Source organism: Faecalibacterium sp. Marseille-Q0746 (genome assembly GCF_017377595.1).
Lineage (GTDB): Bacteria > Bacillota > Clostridia > Oscillospirales > Ruminococcaceae > Faecalibacterium > Faecalibacterium duncaniae.
In genome coordinates this window covers 1-18,444 of the sequence record NZ_JAFREI010000010.1, presented here as the reverse complement: position 1 = coordinate 18,444, position 18,444 = coordinate 1, and the positions used below count along the sequence as shown (strand labels likewise).

19 protein-coding genes and 1 pseudogene are annotated in these 18,444 nt (G+C 52.3%); 18 read left to right on the top strand and 2 right to left on the bottom strand.

Annotated features, from left to right (window positions below; genetic code table 11):
• Positions 1-327: 327 nt before the first annotated feature.
• The 10 genes from J3351_RS07300 to J3351_RS07255 all read left to right on the top strand — a co-directional run bounded on the left by J3351_RS07300 (position 328) and on the right by J3351_RS07255 (position 9,783).
• Positions 328-795, top strand: coding sequence for an Hsp20/alpha crystallin family protein (locus J3351_RS07300; RefSeq protein ID WP_156070540.1), 468 nt, complete (start codon positions 328-330; stop codon positions 793-795).
• Positions 796-1,045: 250 nt separating this feature from the next.
• Complete coding sequence (locus tag J3351_RS07295; protein ID WP_156057600.1) at positions 1,046-1,903, top strand: YitT family protein; 858 nt, start codon at positions 1,046-1,048, stop codon at positions 1,901-1,903.
• Positions 1,904-2,010: 107 nt separating this feature from the next.
• Positions 2,011-3,045, top strand: a complete 1,035-nt coding sequence (locus J3351_RS07290; RefSeq protein WP_035394006.1) for an alcohol dehydrogenase — start codon at positions 2,011-2,013, stop codon at positions 3,043-3,045.
• A gap of 173 nt (positions 3,046-3,218) precedes the next feature.
• Positions 3,219-4,958, top strand: a complete 1,740-nt coding sequence (gene ade, locus J3351_RS07285; protein WP_207697430.1) for an adenine deaminase — start codon at positions 3,219-3,221, stop codon at positions 4,956-4,958.
• Positions 4,959-5,115: 157 nt separating this feature from the next.
• Complete coding sequence (locus tag J3351_RS07280; protein WP_005932444.1) at positions 5,116-5,274, top strand: hypothetical protein; 159 nt, start codon at positions 5,116-5,118, stop codon at positions 5,272-5,274.
• A gap of 56 nt (positions 5,275-5,330) precedes the next feature.
• A complete protein-coding gene (locus tag J3351_RS07275; RefSeq protein ID WP_005922554.1) occupies positions 5,331-5,822 on the top strand; it encodes an HD domain-containing protein in 492 nt (163 codons plus the stop codon).
• Between the two features lie 2 nt (positions 5,823-5,824).
• The gene (locus tag J3351_RS07270) at positions 5,825-6,337 is read left to right on the top strand and encodes an NAD(+) diphosphatase (RefSeq protein WP_097778871.1); all 513 of its coding nucleotides are present in this window, start codon (positions 5,825-5,827) and stop codon (positions 6,335-6,337) included.
• A gap of 138 nt (positions 6,338-6,475) precedes the next feature.
• Positions 6,476-7,669, top strand: a complete 1,194-nt coding sequence (locus J3351_RS07265; protein ID WP_207697429.1) for a Fic family protein — start codon at positions 6,476-6,478, stop codon at positions 7,667-7,669.
• Between the two features lie 468 nt (positions 7,670-8,137).
• On the top strand, positions 8,138-8,374 hold the full coding sequence (locus J3351_RS07260; protein ID WP_207697428.1) for a hypothetical protein: 237 nt from the start codon (positions 8,138-8,140) through the stop codon (positions 8,372-8,374).
• A gap of 332 nt (positions 8,375-8,706) precedes the next feature.
• The gene (locus J3351_RS07255; RefSeq protein WP_374222238.1) at positions 8,707-9,783 is read left to right on the top strand and encodes a hypothetical protein; all 1,077 of its coding nucleotides are present in this window, start codon (positions 8,707-8,709) and stop codon (positions 9,781-9,783) included.
• A gap of 122 nt (positions 9,784-9,905) precedes the next feature.
• On the opposite strand, the gene J3351_RS07250 is transcribed toward J3351_RS07255, so the two are convergent.
• Positions 9,906-10,385: a helix-turn-helix transcriptional regulator gene (locus J3351_RS07250; RefSeq protein WP_242699345.1), complete on the bottom strand. Its 480-nt coding sequence runs from the start codon at positions 10,383-10,385 to the stop codon at positions 9,906-9,908.
• Between the two features lie 189 nt (positions 10,386-10,574).
• Here J3351_RS07250 and J3351_RS07245 point away from each other — a divergent pair, with 189 nt between their 5' ends.
• Positions 10,575-10,931, top strand: coding sequence for a sigma-70 family RNA polymerase sigma factor (locus tag J3351_RS07245; RefSeq protein ID WP_005934110.1), 357 nt, complete (start codon positions 10,575-10,577; stop codon positions 10,929-10,931).
• A gap of 101 nt (positions 10,932-11,032) precedes the next feature.
• A complete protein-coding gene (locus J3351_RS07240; protein ID WP_207697427.1) occupies positions 11,033-11,503 on the top strand; it encodes a GNAT family N-acetyltransferase in 471 nt (156 codons plus the stop codon).
• Positions 11,504-12,107: 604 nt separating this feature from the next.
• Here J3351_RS07240 and J3351_RS07235 read toward each other — a convergent pair.
• Positions 12,108-12,458, bottom strand: a complete 351-nt coding sequence (locus tag J3351_RS07235; protein ID WP_156070537.1) for a hypothetical protein — start codon at positions 12,456-12,458, stop codon at positions 12,108-12,110.
• 87 nt (positions 12,459-12,545) lie between these two features.
• Here J3351_RS07235 and J3351_RS07230 point away from each other — a divergent pair, with 87 nt between their 5' ends.
• The 6 genes and pseudogenes from J3351_RS07230 to J3351_RS07205 form a co-directional block, all read left to right on the top strand.
• Positions 12,546-14,600 carry a TIM-barrel domain-containing protein gene (locus J3351_RS07230; protein ID WP_207697426.1) on the top strand — a complete coding sequence of 685 codons (2,055 nt, stop codon included), beginning with the start codon at positions 12,546-12,548 and terminating at the stop codon, positions 14,598-14,600.
• 171 nt (positions 14,601-14,771) lie between these two features.
• Positions 14,772-16,289, top strand: a complete 1,518-nt coding sequence (locus tag J3351_RS07225) for a DNA methylase (RefSeq protein WP_207697425.1) — start codon at positions 14,772-14,774, stop codon at positions 16,287-16,289.
• Positions 16,270-16,767 carry a hypothetical protein gene (locus J3351_RS07220; RefSeq protein ID WP_097770681.1) on the top strand — a complete coding sequence of 166 codons (498 nt, stop codon included), beginning with the start codon at positions 16,270-16,272 and terminating at the stop codon, positions 16,765-16,767. The genes J3351_RS07225 and J3351_RS07220 overlap by 20 nt, the downstream gene beginning before the upstream one ends.
• A gap of 98 nt (positions 16,768-16,865) precedes the next feature.
• Entirely contained in the window at positions 16,866-17,078 is a 213-nt protein-coding gene (locus J3351_RS07215; protein WP_097770682.1) for an HFLK protein, read from the top strand.
• Positions 17,079-17,195: 117 nt separating this feature from the next.
• Entirely contained in the window at positions 17,196-17,921 is a 726-nt protein-coding gene (locus tag J3351_RS07210) for a MerR family transcriptional regulator (RefSeq protein WP_097770683.1), read from the top strand.
• 335 nt (positions 17,922-18,256) lie between these two features.
• Positions 18,257-18,444 (top strand): annotated as a pseudogene (locus J3351_RS07205) (DNA/RNA nuclease SfsA); the annotation flags it as partial.

The window sequence follows — 18,444 nt, the reverse complement described above, 5'->3', positions numbered from 1 at the left end:
CAGGGAAAGAACATCGTGGTCATCGTCCCGGACAACGGCATGAAATATCTGTCTACGCCGATGTACCGGCAGAAATGATAAAGACACGATGATACGACTGAATTTTGAAAAGATTGCATGGGATTTTATGAAAGTATTATTCTTTTATGAATTTTAGCACTCTTCTATTGACACTGCTAATGAACGGTGCTATAACAGTGGCGTGCTCAGGAGGAAGGGCAAAAGAGAGAGCCGCAAGGTGATCGAGCGGCTCCCCGGAAAGCCCTTCTGAATGGACGCTTCAGATTTTTTGCCCCGACCCGAACGCCGGGATTGGAGGAATGATTTATGCTTATGCCGACTGTTTTCCATGAAAACCTGTTCGATGATTTCTTCGATCCGTTCTGGAATGACGCTGCACTGGAACGTATGATGAACCGTGAGGCTCGTGATACCTTTGGTAAGCGTGGTGCAAACATGATGAAGACCGATGTCAAACAGACGGACAACGGCTACGAAGTAGCGGTTGACCTGCCGGGCTGCAAGAAGGAAGACGTTCAGATGGATCTGAACGACGGCTACCTGACCATTCAGGCAGTGCGCAGCCACAGCAACGACGAAAAGGATAAGAATGGCCGCTATCTGCGGCGCGAATCCTTCTCCGGCACCTGCGCGCGCAGCTTCTATGTGGGCGATGCCGTAAAGAAAGAGGATATCCACGCAAAGTTCGAGGATGGCATCCTGCACATCCAGCTGCCTGCACCCCAGCAGCAGAAGGCTCTGCCTGAGAACCCGAACCTGATCGAGATCGAGTAAAACGCCGGTCGTGTGCGCCAAGTCACACACGCACATAAGATGCCCCCGGAGAGCCGCAACAAGCCCTCCGGGGGCATTTTTGTTTCGCTATCTTTTCCGTAAGGGAAAACCATGGTATACTGAGAACAGCAACTCGGAATTTATGGAGGTACTTCACTATGGAATACAAACGCTTTGGCGGTAAGCTCCTTGTCCGCATCGACAAAGATGAGGAGATCGGTGAAACAAATTTGATTTTAGGGGGACAAAGATGAGTGATGTAAAAGGAAAGACCGGCGCAGTCCTGAGGGAGACGGCAGTCCTGACCGGGGCGGTGGCGATCATTGCGGCGGGCGTTTTCTTTTTTCTGGTGCCGAGCCATACATCCGTCAGCAGCATTTCCGGCCTTGGCATCGTGCTGTCCAATTTTGTGCCGCTGCCCTTGTCGGTCATTACGATGATCCTGAACGTCGTGCTTCTCATCATCGGGTTCTTTACCTGCGGCAGAGAATTTGGCGCAAAGACCGTATACACCAGTGTGCTGCTGCCGGTGTTTCTGGGGCTGTTTGAAAAGCTGTTCCCGGAGTTCGGCTCGATGACCGGCAGTCAGGAGCTGGACGTGCTGTGCTATATTCTGGTGGTCAGCATCGGGCTGAGTATTTTGTTCAACCGCAATGCATCCTCCGGCGGGCTGGATATCGTGGCAAAGATCATGAACAAGTACCTGCACATGGAATTGGGAAAAGCCATGTCTCTGTCGGGAATGTGTGTGGCGCTTTCCGCAGCCCTGGTCTACGATAAAAAGACCGTGGTGCTGAGTATCCTCGGTACTTACTTCAACGGCATCGTGCTGGACCATTTCATCTTTGATAACAGCATCAAACGCCGCGTCTGCATCATCACCGAAAAAGAGGAGGCGCTGCGTCAGTTCATCCTCCATGACCTGCACAGCGGTGCGACCATGTACGAGGCCATCGGTGCATACAATCTGGAAAAGCACAACGAGATCATTACCATCGTGGACAAGAGCGAATATCAGAAGCTGATGAACTTTATCAACCGGGAAGACCCCAAGGCTTTTGTTACCGTTTACAATGTGTCCAGCATGCAGTATCAGCCCAAGATCTGATCGGCGGAGAGCTGCCGCAAAGGGCGGGCCTTTTGCGGCTTGCTCTTTGCCATAGCTGCGTGGTATACTCAAGTCCGGAAAGATCAAAGCGCATGGAGGTAAAAAGCATGCTGACCTATACCTATGTTTCAGAGGGGACGTTTGCCCTGATGGAAAAACCAAAGCCGGTGCTGCAGCACGAGCGGGACGCCATTGTAAAGGTGACCCTTGCCAGCATCTGCTCCAGCGACCTGCACATTAAGCACGGCAGCGTGCCCCGGGCGGTGCCCGGCATCACCGTAGGGCACGAGATGGTGGGCATCGTAGAAGAAGTGGGCAGTGCGGTGACCAATGTGAAACCCGGCGACCGGGTGACGGTGAACGTGGAGACCTTCTGCGGAGAGTGCTTTTTCTGCAAAAAAGGCTTTGTGAACAACTGCACCGATCAAAACGGCGGCTGGGCGCTGGGCTGCCGCATCGACGGCGGGCAGGCCGAGTATGTCCGGGTGCCCTTTGCGGATCAGGGACTGAACAAGATCCCGGACGGCGTTACCGATCGGCAGGCGCTGCTGGTGGGCGATGTGCTGGCCACCGGCTTTTGGGCGGCACGCATCTCGGAAATCACCCCCGAGGATACCGTGCTGATCCTCGGTGCAGGGCCGACCGGCATCTGCACGCTGCTGTGCGTCATGCTGCACAGCCCCAAGCGCATCATCGTCTGTGAAAAGGACGCAAGCCGCCTGCAGTTCATCCGTCGGCACTACCCGCAGGTGCTCACCGTGCAGCCGGAGGACTGCGCCGCCTTTGTGCGTGCCCACAGCGACCACGGCGGGGCCGATGTGGTGCTGGAGGTGGCAGGGGCAGACTCCACCTTTCGGCTGGCATGGGAGTGTGCACGGCCCAACGCCATTGTGACGGTGGTGGCACTGTACGATAAGGCACAGACCCTGCCGCTGCCGGAAATGTACGGCAAAAACCTCACCTTTAAGACCGGCGGCGTGGACGGCTGCGATTGTGAAGAAACGCTGCGTCTCATCGCAGAAGGCAAGATCGATACCGAACCGCTCATCACCCACACCTACCCCCTGCGCCGGATCGCAGAGGGCTACGAGCTGTTTGAAAAGAAACGGGACGGCGTGATCAAGGTGGCAGTGGAGTGCTGACGGTGTGCGCCAAGTCACACACGCACATAAGGTGGCCCCGGAGAGCTGTAACAAGCCCTCCGGGGCCATTTTTGTTTCCCGACATCTTTTCCGCAGCGGCAAGGCGTGGTAGAATAAGGGCAGAACCAATCCACAGGTGAGAAAATCGAACTTCAGAGAGAGGAGATGTTTCTATGCAGTCTGATGAGCTGAAACGCCGGATCTCGGCAGGCAGAGGAGATGCTTTGGCCGATCTGGTTTTGAAAAATGCCAGAATCGTCAATGTGTTTACCGATGAGATCGACACCGCTGACATTGCCATCAGCGGAAATTCGATCGTGGGCGTGGGCACGTATCATGGCCGGAAAGAAGTTGATCTGCACGGCAAATATGTCTGCCCGGGCCTGATCGATGGGCATATCCACATCGAAAGCTCCATGCTCTGTGGTCCGGCTTTCGAGCAGGCAGTGCTGCCCCACGGTACCACTGCGGTGGCCACAGACCCACACGAGATCTCGAACGTTGCGGGGCTGGAAGGCTTGGATTTTATGCTGGAAACGACAAAAAATCTGACCCTTTCGGTTTATTTCATGCTACCCTCCTGTGTTCCGGCCACGGATCTGGATGAATCCGGTGCGGTGCTGAACGCAGAACAGCTCCGGCCTTACTACGGCGATCCCCGTGTGCTGGGGCTTGCGGAACTGATGAATGCCTACGGGACGGTGCGCTGTGACCCGAAGATCCTGCAGAAGATCCGCGACTGCACCGAAGCGGGAAAGATCGTGGATGGACACGCACCGCTCTTGAGCGATAAGGACCTGAATGCTTATATTGCGGCAGGCGTTCAGTCCGATCACGAGTGCTCCAACATCGAGGAAGCCATGGAAAAACTCCGGCGCGGACAATACATCATGATCCGGGAAGGAACGGCTGCCAAAAATATGGAGGCCCTGATGCCGCTGTTCCGGGAGCCCTATTGCAGCCGCTGTATGCTGGTGACGGATGATAAGCACCCCGGTGACCTGCTGGACAGCGGCCACATCGATTCCAACATCCGTAAAGCGATCCGGCTGGGCGCAGACCCGGCAGTGGCCGTCAAAATGGCAACGCTGGTCCCGGCACAGTATTTTGGGTTCAAGCAGCGCGGTGCCGTAGCACCGGGGCACCGGGCAGATCTGGTTGTGGTTCCTGATCTGGAATCCTTTACGGTCGAACAGGTTTACAAGAATGGCACGCTGGTGGCCGAGCACGGAAAAACGCTGAAACCCGCACCGCTTGACATCGACCGTGTGAGATTTTCCCACGTTATGGATTCCTTTGATCTGGATCAGATCACACTGCAGGACCTGGAACTTCGGGAAAGCGGGGAGCAGGAGCGTGTCATCTGCCTGAACCGGGGCGAGCTGCTTACGGAGGAAAAAATCATCCCGTTCCAACGGCATCCGGGCAAAGCTTCCGGTGTGGACCCGGAACACAACATCGTAAAACTGGCCGTTTTTGAGCGGCATCATCACTCCGGCCATGTGGGCATTGGCTTTTTAGGAAACTTCAGCCTGAAATGCGGAGCCGTTGCATCGAGCATCGCACATGATTCCCATAACCTGATTGTGGCAGGGGACAACGATACCGATATGATGTTGGCCGGCAACACTGTGCGGAAAAACAAAGGCGGACTTGCGTTTGTGGCAGATGGACAGGTCGTGGCAGAACTTGCGCTTCCGGTGGCCGGATTGATGAGCACCGAAAGCGCAGAGAGCGTTGCGGCGAAAATGCAGGCGCTGAACGATGCCCTCAAGGCACATGGTGTAGCGGAAGACATCGGCATCTTTATGACCCTCGCCTTCGTCAGCCTTCCGGTCATTCCCAAACTCAGACTGAATACATACGGCATCATCGATGTAGCGCAGCAGAAAGTCGTTCCGGCTGTTTTTTAATAGGCGATAACAAAAATACTGCCGGAGACCGACCCGAATGGTCCGTCTCCGGCAACAGAACAGTTCGTTCCTACTCTTAGAAGCGAGCCACATCAAGAGAAAAATTGACGGAAATTCTTATTTGATAAATCGGAATTTGACAAAGGAGTGTGATTATATGGGGAAAGCGATTTTAGCAATGATCGTAACCGTAATTGTTGGGTATATAAGTGGTGCCATCTTTGCAAATTGGGTCAATGCACCAGAGTGGGGCGTTATTCTTGCTGTTGCTGTGATGGGAGCATTTATCATTTACTTCAATGATAAGAAACAGTAAACAAATTCGCGTTTATCAAGGTGAACATTTAAGTATTAAAAACGGGAGTGAAACAAATGATGACCATTGCACAGATCATGGAAAAGATGATCGCCTTTTCCGAAGGGAATATCCATGACATCACTCACCTGAGCTGCGTGTGGACCTATGCCAAAACCATTGGTGAGCTGGAGGGGCTGGACGCAGACACGCAGTTTATTCTGGAGGTGGCGGCCATCACCCACGATATCGCCTGCCCGCTCTGCCGCAAAAAGTACGGCAACACCAATGGTAAATATCAAGAGCAGGAGGGTGCCCCGCTGGTGCGGGAGTTCTTGGCGGATACCGGCATGACAGCAGAACAGATCGACCGTGTGGCCTATCTGGTAGGGCACCACCATAGCCCGGCGCAGATCGACGGCATTGACTATCAAATTCTAATTGAGGCGGATTATATCGTCAATGCGTCCGAAAGCGGGTACGACCAGCAGGCAATCCGAACCTTTATGGAACATACGATGAAGACGGCAGCAGGTATCCGGCTGACGAAAACAGTGTTTGGAGTGTAAAAATGATTCAGAAGCATTGCTTTGAATGCGGCACGGCATTGATTGAAAAAGAACTGGAAGAAGAGGGCATTGTGCCTTACTGCCCGAAATGCCAGCAATACCGTTTCCCGATGTACAATGTGGCGGTCAGCATGATTGTTGTGGATGAGGAGACCGGGAAAATCCTGCTCATCCAGCAGTACGGTAAGCTCTCTTATATTCTTGTGGCCGGGTATGTGAACCGCGGTGAGGCAGAAGAACATGCCGTGGTGCGGGAGGTCCGGGAAGAAACCGGGCTGGAAGTAGAACACCTCCGGTTCAACCGTACCAAGTTTTTTGAGCCGTCTAACACGCTGATGTGCAACTTTACGGCTTTCGTCAGAACCGCAAAGGCGCTGCATATCAACCACGAAGTGGACCGCTGCAAGTGGTTCACCCCGCAGGAAGCCAGAGAAAACATCCGTCCCAACAGCCTTGCAGCGGAATTTTTGAATGCGTATCTGGACGAAGTGGGGAATAAGCCGATGGAGATGTGATTCGTGACGGAACCACGGGAATTTTGACGGAGAGTATGGAAAAAAGTTGGTTCGGCCTGTTTCGGTTGACTTTTTTATAAAGAATCGGTATATTGATACTATATAGTATCAATAAGTATCAACTGCGAGGTGGACAGAATGGATGGGGCACAGTTTGCCAAAATGCTTTCAGATAAGCATTTGTTTGAACTCAATCGGATGGAATACAAGTACTCGACTGTCAGCGTCAAAGAATTTGCCGAATTGCTGCGGCAAAACTTTGCGCAGCCTCTGCCGTTGACTGATTTTTCTGGAAATAAGCTGTTTTACCTGCCGAACCTCGCGCAAATTTCAACAAATGGTATGAAGCAGTTGCTCTCTGCCCCGGTCAGTGGACAAAACTTCGGTTTGTCGGCGATGACCGAGGAAATTTATGCTACTTTTCAAATTGAAAGTATCCGCTCGACCCGCAGCAGTATCCGTTATATCCTCGATGGTTATGCCCCTCGTGATGAACAAGAAGCCCGCATCTATGGTATGAAGCGCGGACTGGAGTTTATCGCGAATCGTCAGAATACGATCACCGAGGAGAATCTGCATTACCTATATCAGATCAGCACAGGGGATTATCTCCCGGATGAAGATCGATTACTGCCAAACCACTTTTATCGGCATGGCGAGGTTTTTATTGTGGGCGGTGAAGAACCCAGACCGGGACTTCCGGCAGAGCGGCTTCCCGGTGCTATGAAATGTCTTGTCGATTTTGCGAATGCCAATGACGGCATCAATGAGCTGCATAAGGCTGCCATTCTGCACTTTGCTTTTGCATACTACCACCCCTATTTTGACGGGAATGGACGCACTGCACGGCTATTCCACCTCTGGTATCTTGTTCAGCAGGGCTATCCTGCGGCACTATTCACGCCGTTTTCCCGATACATCGCTGAAAACAAGGACGCATATTACAAAGCCTACGAACGCGTGGAGAGAAATGCTCTGATTTCCGGCTATACGGATGTGACTCCCTTTCTGTTCTACTTCTGCAATGAGGTCTATAACCGCCTGCAGGTGGATGCAGTCCCGCCGAAAACTGATCTTGAGGTATATCAAACTGCTCTTGCGGAAGGAAAAATCACAGAAAAAGAACGGTTGCTCTGGGAGTATGTTCTGTCTGCTTATGGTGCAGAGGAGTTTACCACAAAGCAGCTGGAAAAGGATTTCCGAAACGCTGCGTATGCAACCATTCGGACGTTTGTGATGAAATTCCATGAGATGGGGCTGCTTACTGCAAGAAAAGCAGGAAACAGGGTGTTCTATCATGTCGGTGGGACTTCTGACGGTCGGCCATTATAATGAATTCTCCTTTGTCATCATGCATGCCGCATAAGAACGGCAAAAATTTTTCTGACAGGTTCAGTATAATCCTTAAAGTTGACTTCAGGTCAAGAGCTTTTTTGAATTTATAACAGTCGTGTCGAAAGACATCCCGTCTGAGGGCAAAGCGAAGGTTTTGCTCTTCAGGCGGGATTTTTTTGCTTTTTGGGACTGTTGTATACAATATATGGACTAAGAGGGTGGGTGACTTGGACTACGAGTCCATAAACTTTTGCTCGAAAGTACGATACACTATTGTCACGGCAACGGCCCACCTCCGAAAGGGAGCGGGAGCCGCAGCCGGGTGGACCTTGAAAATTGAATATTGATATGGCTTTGCTGGTCAGTCTGGCTCTGAACGTTCTGAGCGGAAGCCGCAGCGAATAGCGGACAACCAGTAACCCGTAAAAATGAGGTGATAGCGATGTAACCGGAGGTGAGTGAGCCATGCGAAAGAGTGCTCCCATTGAAGTGGTGGTACATTACCCCAAAACGAAAGAGGGATGGGACGAACTCGGAAAACGGGTCGCAACCGCCCACGCCAACTATGTGATCGAAAAAATCGACCGTCTGAACTGCCCCACATGGCAGAAGCTCGAATTGCTGCAGGCGGTGATCGATACTACCAAAGGAACCTACAAACCCAAAGAACACCAAAAGTCCGGTTGGCAGCCGAGCCGATAAACAAAACCCCACGCTCAACATATGCTTTTCTGCTCTGACCAGAGACGGTCAGATTCAGAGGCAGTGTTGAGCGTGGGGCTTTTTGTGTTACATAAGTCTTTTGAAATACGGCTGACACAACAAAACTGTTGATTGTTGGCAGCCAATATGGCATCCTGTGACATTGCGTAACACGCAAAACAGTTCCACTTTTTGCTGAAAGAGCGTATCGAAACCGTCCTGATGGAGCAGCAGAAAAAGCTTTTTGAAAAGTAAAAGCTCTTGCGTCCCGTGAAAAAAGAAGGTAATATAAATACAGAGCAAGACACAGAACGCAGGGAGGGATGAAAACCATGTTTTACGAGATCATGCACCGGGAAAGCTGTGTGGCACAACTCAGCACGACAGGGGAATGCAGGGTCTGCCTCGAGGATTTCATGCCCTATGATCTGGTTCTGGTGGAATCGGATGATTTTGACGAGCGCATCAATAATGTAACGAACTTTTACTATTGGTGTGCCTCCCGGATGTTGACGTTGGATCGCACCTACGCCAAGGAAATCCTGAACAGTATCGGTGCATCTCAGAGTGTTACGGACAGGGAACGAGCACAGATTGCATTATCCTACCATTGTCTGTCTTTGCTGGATGTGTTCTGGGTGAAAGAAGAAAACGAGAAGATTCGATTCGAGGATATCAACCTTTTTGCACACTCCTTAAGCAATGCGCTTGTGGATATTGCGCTGCGGGGGCACCAAATGACGGTGACAAACGCCCATCTTCTGGCAAATGACCTGTCTACGGGCGGCTTGTACCCCAAGGCGTGGGTGCGAAAAGAGGATGGCTTCTATCTTTACAAGGATGGTGGCAGGGAAGCGGTGGAACGTGAAGTGCTGGCAAGCAAAATCTGCCGGTGCTTTGACTGCCATCAGGTACTGTATGAGCAGGGGATGTTTGAAAATGAGCCGGTTTCTATCAGCAAAATCATGACATCTCAGCGATACAGTCTTGTGACCTATGCAGCCTATGACGTCTACTGCACGAACCATGATTGGAACACGCTGGATAAGATCTTAGAGTTGGATGCTCCCAGCTACTATATGATGAACATTCTGGATTATCTGGTGGGCAATACCGACCGTCATTGGGAAAATTGGGGTCTGCTGGTAGATAACGAAACCAATCAGCCCATCCGTCTGCATGACCTGATGGACTTCAACCGGGCGTTTCAGCAGTACGACACGCCAGAAGGTGCAAACTGTCTGACCGTGGGAAAACGCCATCTGAGCCAAAAAGATGCTGCAGTGGAAGCGGTGCGGAACATCGGACTGAACCAAGTCCGTCAGGTGGAGCACACCGTATTCTCCGAGCATCCGGCATGGAAAGCAACGTTTGAAGAACGACTGCGTGTTTTACGGAACGCCATGTAAGTCAGAGCGAATATCAGAATAATTGAAACAGAATGATTCCATAACGAAAGCCCGTCTGCGCTGCCACATATCGTGGCTTGCAGACGAGCTTTTTCGTTTGGCCGGAGAAAAATTACCATACCTCACATGCGCAGCATAGAAAGAAAATCGGGCCCAAGATTTTCGGCCAGAAGCCGGAAACACTTTTGGCTGATGGTTTTCTGTCCGGTCTCCCAGCAGCGGATGCTTGTCCGGCTGACCTTTGCATGGTCGGCAAGCTGCTGACGGCTCCAGCCTTTTGCTTCCCGGTATCTGCGGAGGAAGGCTCCGCCGCCCCGGTGCAGAAACAGGGTGTAGTCGTCCAGAATGTCCTCCACCGGGATGCCGTAAAGGGCGGCGAGCTTGTCCGCAAGTTCCGGCGTAAAGCTGCGGTGAAATGTGCCGCTTTCCAGATCCCGATAGAGCCATTCCTCCATGCCCACCATGGCAGCAACCTCTTTTTGCAGCAGGTCAAGACCATAGCGGCACCAACGCAGACGGTCCCATGGGTTCGGGATGTCGGCGTAAGAGTGGTACATACGGTAGAACGCCTGCGCCTCTACGGTGGTGCGGGGGCCTGCCAAACTTACCTGTAAGATGTATAGAGGGGTTAGACCACAACCCTCACATGACACCCTCTGAAGCAGAAAAAAGGAACCGCTCTCTCGGCTCCAAAAAATCCATTTTGACGTAGATGCGTCATTGCGTGAAAGAGATGGATTCTCTTTTCCATCTGAAAGTGCGCTGGGGAGAGGATAGCAAATGAGCTGCGGATGCATTTTCGCAGGGAGCGCAGAAATGGTGTGGTCGTTTCCCTGCAGGAAACACTGGAAGCGGGAAAGGAGGACAGCGCACTGACCCTTTCCGATGTACTGCAGGACGGTTTCTGCATGGAGGATGCCTGTGAGCGGCAGGACGAGGCCCGGCGGCTGCGCAGGCTGATCGAGGGCCTGCCCGCCCGGGAGCGCAAGCTGATTCTGCTGCGGTACGGGCTGGCGGGTCAGCCGCCCCTGACCCAACTGGAAACGGCACAGCTGCTCCAGATCAGCAGAAGTTATGTCTCAAGGCTCGAGACCCACGCACTGAATCAGCTGCGCAAAGGCTGGCTTCAAGAATCACCGGGAGAATAAAGGGGGCCGCCTGCGGGCGGCGTACATATCCTCTTTTACAATGGGATTGGGTGTGGTATACTGAATTCGTAAAATTGAAAAACGGGAAGGTGCAAAATGAAATGAAAATCCGTAAGGCAGAGGAAAGAGATATTCCCAGACTTCTTGCGCTGCTGGGGCAGGTATTGCAGATCCATGCAGAGATCCGACCGGATGTTTTTATTCCCGGCACTACCAAATACACTGTCTGCGAACTGGCTGAACTTATGAAGCAGGAAGATAAACCCATCTATGTTGCCGTGAACGAAGATGATGTGTGTATGGGCTATGCCTTCTGTCAAATGCAGGAGCAGCCATTTTCTACGAATATGGTGCCCTTTAAGTCACTGTTCATCGACGATTTGTGCGTTGACCAGCAGGCACGGGGACAGCACATCGGAGAAAGCCTGTTTGAATATGTGAAGCAGCAGGCAAAAGAGCAGGGCTGCTATGAGGTGACGCTGAACGTCTGGGCAGGAAACACTTCGGCAGAGCACTTCTACGAGAAAATGGGCATGAGGACAAAGGAACGGCAGATGGAATATATCCTGTGAACCGGGTGGCTTATCTGGTGGGGCACCACCATAGCCCGGAGTAGATCAACGGTATCGACTACCAGATTCTGATCAAAGCGGATTATATCGTCAATGCGTCCGAAATCGGGTACAGCCAGCAGGCAATCCGATCTTTTATGGAACATACCATGAAAACAGCGGCAGGTATTCGGCTGACGAAAACAGTGTTTGGAGTATAACAGAGAAGTTTGCCGCAAAACGCGAAAAAATAGATTCCATAAGCGAGTGACCTGAAAAGGACACCACCGAGAAAATCCAGACCCGATAAACAAATATCGCCGAGGAGCTTTCCCAGTTGGGAGGCATCCTCGGCGGATTTTTTAGTTTATATAGTAGTTTTGCAGAACAATGCGCCTGTTACCCGTATATTTTCCCCACGATCTTTCCGCGTGCTGCGGCGGGAATGTTGATCTGGTTCGAGTATACCGCATCGCAAGGCGACTGTCTATACTGATAGCCGGATCGTGGAAAAGTACAGGGATCAACTTGCGTAAATTTTTACGCAGATTGGCCTCTCTTTTTTACACAGCCAATGCCAATTAGCGCTTGAAATCAAAATGCTGCGCAAGTATACTATACTATATTAGTTATATTGTAAGCTAAATCTGCGGATCCGGGTGGAGGGTGCGCTTTCTACGAAAGAACGCAGCTTTGAGGTGGTGCGCACCGGCGGCAGGAGAAAAAAGACGACCTGCGTTGGATCGATCGGTTGGAAGAAATGGATGCGGCGCTGTAAGCGGACGAGGTGCAAGAAATGAACTTCTGGAAAAAGCTGTTTGCCGGCATGGGCTTTGTGTGCGGATTTCTCGTCTTTGAAGCCATGTCGCTGGCGTATCACAACTCCAGCCGCCGCCTCCGTCTGCGCTGAAAACGACAGCAAAGACCGCATCGGCATCCACGGCAGATAGGCTGAAGCCCCAATTGCTCCAGCCAATGTCAGAGTTTCTTAATTGTCCATCAGAAATACGTTGGTACGTTTTACACTGTGACGATTCAAAAAACAGAGGAGAGATATTTTACTATGATCTACAAAAAGCAATACGGTCAACCGTTTGATACCGAAAGTGTAGTGGGTCCTTTTTTGCCCATGATGGAAACGATACCCTATCTGACCAAGGAGCCGGATGGTTTCTCCTATGCCATGGAACCGCAGGATATTCTGTATGGTCTCGGCGAAAACGTCCGTGGTATCAACAAGCGCGGGTGGGTGTACGAAAGCAAATGCTCCGATGACGGCAACCATACCGAGGGCAAATCCTCGCTGTACGGTGCTTATAATTTTATGATCGTGTCCGGCAAGGATACATTTGGCTTTTTTATCGACTACCCGGGCAAGGTCACCTTTGACTGCGGCTACACTGACCTGGATACCTTACGCATCACGGTGGCCGAGGAAAATTACGATCTCTACATCATTGAGGGCGAGAGCCTGACCGATATTGTGCACCAGTTCCGCCAGTTGGTGGGGCGCAGTTATATTCCGCCCAAATGGGCTTTTGGCAACGCCCAGAGCCGCTGGAGCTACATGAACGAGGACGAGGTCCGCGAGGTGGTGGCAAATTACCGTGCCAATCATATGCCGCTGGACGCTGTGGTTTTGGATATCGATTACATGGAGCGTTACAAGGACTTTACGGTGGATGCGCAGCGCTTCCCGCGTTTTGCAGACTTTGCCGCCGAGATGAAAGCGCAGGGCATCCATCTTGTCCCCATCATCGATGCAGCAGTCAAGGTCGAAGATGGATATGATGTGTACGAGGAAGGCGTGAAAAACGGCTACTTCTGCACGAATCAGGATGGCACCCCCTTTGTAGCCGGTGTGTGGCCGGGACGGGTACACTTCCCCGATATGCTCAACCCGGAAGCCCGTGCTTGGTTTGGCAGTCAATATAAAGTTCTGCTGGATCAGGGGATCGAGGGCTTCTGGAATGATATGAACGAGCCTGCTATCTTCTACGCAGAGGAAAGACTGAAAAAGACCTTTGCTCAAATTGAGAAATACAGCAAGCAAAACCTGGATATTTCCAGCTTTGGTGCTTTTACCGGCATGGTGGCAGAGCTTTCCAACAACGAAAACGATTATAAGCTGTTCTACCACAACACCAAACAGGGGCGTATGCGGCACGACAAGGTACATAATCTTTTTGGTTATAACATGACCCGTGCGGCAGGCGAGGCTTTCGAGCGGCTGGAGCCGGACAAGCGCATTTTGATATACTCCCGTTCTGCCTGCATCGGGATGCACCGGTATGGCGGCATCTGGACTGGCGACAACCATTCTTGGTGGAGCCACATTCTGCTTGCGCTGCACATGATGCCCTCCTTGAATATGTGCGGCTTCCTGTACGAAGGCCCCGACATTGGCGGCTTTGGCAGCAATACCACGGAGGATCTGGTGCTGCGCTGGTATGGCTTGGGCATCTTCTCCCCGCTGCTGCGGAACCACTCTGCCAACGGCACCCGTCGGCAGGAACCCTACCGCTTTAAGAACAAGGCCGCCTTTGCCGGGATTTTACAGCTGCGCTACCTGCTGCTGCCCTACATTTACAGCGAGTACATGAAGGCTGCTCTGCACGACGGCATGTACTGTATGCCGTTGGCGTTCGCCTTCCCGGAGGACGACTTTGCCCGCCGGGTGGAGGATGAGGTGATGATCGGTGAAAGCCTGTTGATCGCCCCGGTATATGAGCAAAATGCCCGAGGTCGGTATGTTTATCTGCCGGAGGAGATGCTGCAGGTGCGGGTAAAGTGCAGCGAAAGCAACCGCATCGAAACCAGCGTGCTGCCAGCAGGCCATCATTACATTCCGGTGGAGCTGGATGAAGTGGTGTTCTTTATGCGCAAGGGACACCTTCTGCCCCTTGCCAAGGACGGCAAAAAGATCCAGAGCGTTGCCGATGTGGATTTTGCAGACTTGCGCCTGCTTGCCTATGCTCCCGATGGTGCATCCTATGAATACTATACCGATGACGGCGAGACAAAGGATTATGATAAGCCGGAACATTTTGTGCATATCACGCTGGATGCGGATGGAAACGCAAAGAGCGATCGCGCTACGGTCAAAGTAGAAGGATAATCGTCAGTCATTACGCAGTTCCTACAGAGTGACAGCGTTTCAGCTTGAAATGCTGCCACTCTTTTTTGTTGTCTATATCACAGATAAAATAGCCGTTCTATCTTGAAAACAGCGTAAAGATTTATTATAATAAGATAAATAGTTGTGACTTTTGCAAAGGAGGGCTGAAGTATGGCAGCGCAGCGCACCTATCTGGCAATCGACCTGAAAAGCTTCTATGCCTCGGTGGAGTGCGTAGACCGTCATCTGGACCCCCTGACCACCAATCTGGTGGTGGCGGACGCCTCCCGCACCGAAAAGACCATCTGCCTTGCGGTGTCGCCCTCCCTGAAAGCCTACAGGATACCCGGCAGAGCACGGCTGTTTGAAGCCGTTCAGCGGGTGAAAGAGGTCAACGCTCAGCGGCTGCAAACTGCCATCCGGCAGAAAAAAGCAGTCCGGGGAGAGGACGGCAAGTACCACTTTGCCAGAACCTCTTTTGATGCCAACGCCCTGAACGCAGACCCTGCGCTGGGCTTGAGCTACATTGTTGCGCCGCCCCGGATGCAACGGTATCTGGACGTTTCCACCCAGATCTACAAGACCTACCTCAAATATGTGTCCCCGGCAGACATTTACCCCTACTCCATCGACGAGGTTTTCATTGATGTGACGGGCTATCTGCCTTATTATCACATGAGCGCCCATGAACTTGCCATGACCATGGTGCGGGAAGTGCTGTACAACACTGGAATCACCGCAACGGCAGGCATCGGCACCAACCTCTACCTTGCAAAGCTGGCCATGGACATTGTGGCAAAGCACATTCCGGCAGACAAAGATGGCGTCCGCATTGCAGAGCTGGACGAGCAGTCCTATCGGTATCTGCTGTGGAACCACAGACCGCTGACGGATTTTTGGATGACCGGTCCCGGCACGGTCAAGCGGCTGGAAGCTCACGGTATCTACACCATGGGGGACCTGGCACGGTTTTCTATCCACGGGGATGATCGTCTGTATGAGATTTTCGGCGTGGACGCGGAAATTCTCATCGACCACGCATGGGGTTATGAGCCCTGCGGCATGGCCGAGATCAAAAGCTACAAGCCCAGCACCAACAGCATCAGCGAGGGGCAGGTGCTGACCTGTCCCTACCCCAACGACAAGGCGAAGCTCATTGTCCGGGAGATGGCGGAGATGCTGATGTTCCGGCTCACCGAAAAGAAGCTGGTGACCGAATCCATCACCTTGGAGATAGGCTACGACCGGGAGAACGTGGACAAGGGCGGCTACCGTGGTCTGACCCAGACCGACCGCTACGGCAGAGTTATCCCCAAGGCAGCCCACGGCACCGTCCGGTTTGATGCCCCTACCAATCTGGGCAGCACCCTCATCAACGAAAGCGCAAAGCTGTTTGAGCGCATCACCGACCCGGCGCTGACGGTGCGGCGCATTACCATCAACGCCAACAAGGTCACGCCGGACGAGGGCTTCTATCAGGTGGACTTTTTCACCGACACCAGGAAGCTGGAAAAGGAGAAAAAACTCCAGCAAGCCATGCTGGGCATCAAGAACAAGTACGGCAAAAACGCCGTGCTGAAGGCCAGCAGCTATGAGGAAGGTGCCACCATGCGACAGCGCAACGCGCAGATCGGCGGGCACAGCGCGGGAGGTTCGGCAGGAGGTTCGGATGGAAAACTACAAAAATAGCAAGATCGGACGGGAAACCGCCCAAAAGTACGGGGATATTCTGGAGATGGAACGCCCTCAGACCGAAGAATCTCTCCGCAAGCACCCCCGCATGACCTTGCAGAACCGTGCCAAGATATTCTCGCCCTTCTCTCCGCTACGAGGCTACGACGAGCAGCTTGCCGCAGAAAAACAGCGCACTGAGCGTGTGCCCAAGCGCATTCTGACCGAAGAAGAAATGTCGGCTCTGTCCGATCGGCTGATGCAGGTCACCAAGGGCATGACCATCACGGTGCGGTACTTCAAGGAGGATACCGCCCACCCGGAGGTTCCGGCGGTGGGCAACTACATCACGCTGACCGGAAAAGCAGACCGCATCGACCCGGTGTTCCGCACCCTTCAGGTGGGCGACACCGTAGTGCCCTTTGAGGATCTGGTGGAGGTCAGCGGGGAGGGCATCACAGACATCGATGCGTATCTGGGAATCGGAGAAGAATGACATTGCAAAGAAATTCTGAAAGAGAGCTTTATGGGATATCATCTTTGGTAAAATGACCTCAGAAGAAGCAAAACACACTTCAGACGGAGGAAAATACAATGGCAAACGGTGATTACGGCTATTTCGGCAAAGGCGACACGGGCTATGCCCAGTACATGACGGCCTTCAACCGCAACTTTGGTGGCTCGTCCGGCGGTGGCGGCGGAAATCACAACAATGGCGGCGGTGGTGGTGGAGACGGCAGCGGCTGCGGCTGCCTCATCGCCATTGCGGTGGTGGTCGTGCTGGTGCTTATTGCCATGGGAAGCTGAGGGCATCCCCACGGTGCAGAGCTGCTTGTGGTAAACGGCGGAAAAAACTAAAAAAGCACTTGACCCTGACGTTACGTCATAGCGTATACTGAGCTTGTCGCAAGGGAGGAAAACGAAATGATGACTGTCAAGGAAGTGAGCAATCTGACCGAGGTGAGCATTCGGACGCTGCAATATTACGATAAAATCGGTCTGCTGCATCCGGCGCATCGAACGCAGGCGGGATATCGCCTGTATGATGATGCTGCACTGGAACGATTGCAACAGATCTTGCTGTTCCGAGAACTGGAATTTTCACTGGAGGATATCCGAAAAATTCTGAAAAACCCGGAGTTTGACCGGGAAAAGGCGCTGGAACAGCAGATCACATTGCTGAACCTGAAAAAACAGCATCTGGAAAAGTTGATCGCTCTTGCGGAGAAGATTCGGACAACAGGAGGAAACGTTATGGACTTCAACGCATTTGACACACAGAAGATCAGGGAATACGCAGAACGTGCAAAGAAAGAGTGGGGCAAAACCACAGAGTATCAGGAATTTGAGGCAAAAAATGCCCGGCGGACGCAGAAGGAATCTGGCAGCATCAACGAGCAGTTGATGGGGCTCGTAGCGGCATTCGGAACGCTGCAAACCAGAGAACCGGCAGACCCCGCAGTACAGGCGCAGGTGAAAAAGCTGCAGGACTTTATCACCGAGAATTACTATACCTGTACGAAGCCCATTTTGTATCGGCTTGGACAGATGTATGGTGCCGGCGGCGAGTTTACGGAGAACATCAACGCTGCCGGGGGAGAAGGTGCGGCAGAATTCGCACAGAAAGCCATTGAAATTTATTGCCGATAAGCCCAAAGTCGGTGTTAATATACGCCTACTGCAACTTGCATGGTCTGTGGATGATGAAACACTAAGAAATAAACGGGCTCCTGCCAGTGGTTAAACGCTTGCAGGAGCCTGTTTTTTGCGTGCAACCAGAGGATTGATGCAGCGCTGAAAATGTTCTGCTTGACCTTGTGCAGAGGAGGAAGTATTATACTCGCAAGAAACTAACGTACGAGGATATTGTACCGTGGTGGATTGGCTGCAAAGCCACGCCGACTACGATATGAGGGTCATCTTCTGCTGCTTTGATGCCCGGACGGCGCAGGTGTATCAGACAAAAATGAAAATGGAGAAAAACGTTGAAGTACAGAGAAATCGCAGACGGCATTTTTGTTGACCGTCCCAACCGCTTTATTGCCCATGTGGAAGTGAATGGAGCAGTGGAAACCGTCCATGTCAAGAACACCGGGCGGTGCAGGGAACTGCTGCTGCCCGGTACTGCGGTGCGGCTGGAAGTGTCGGACAACCCGAAACGCAAAACAAAATA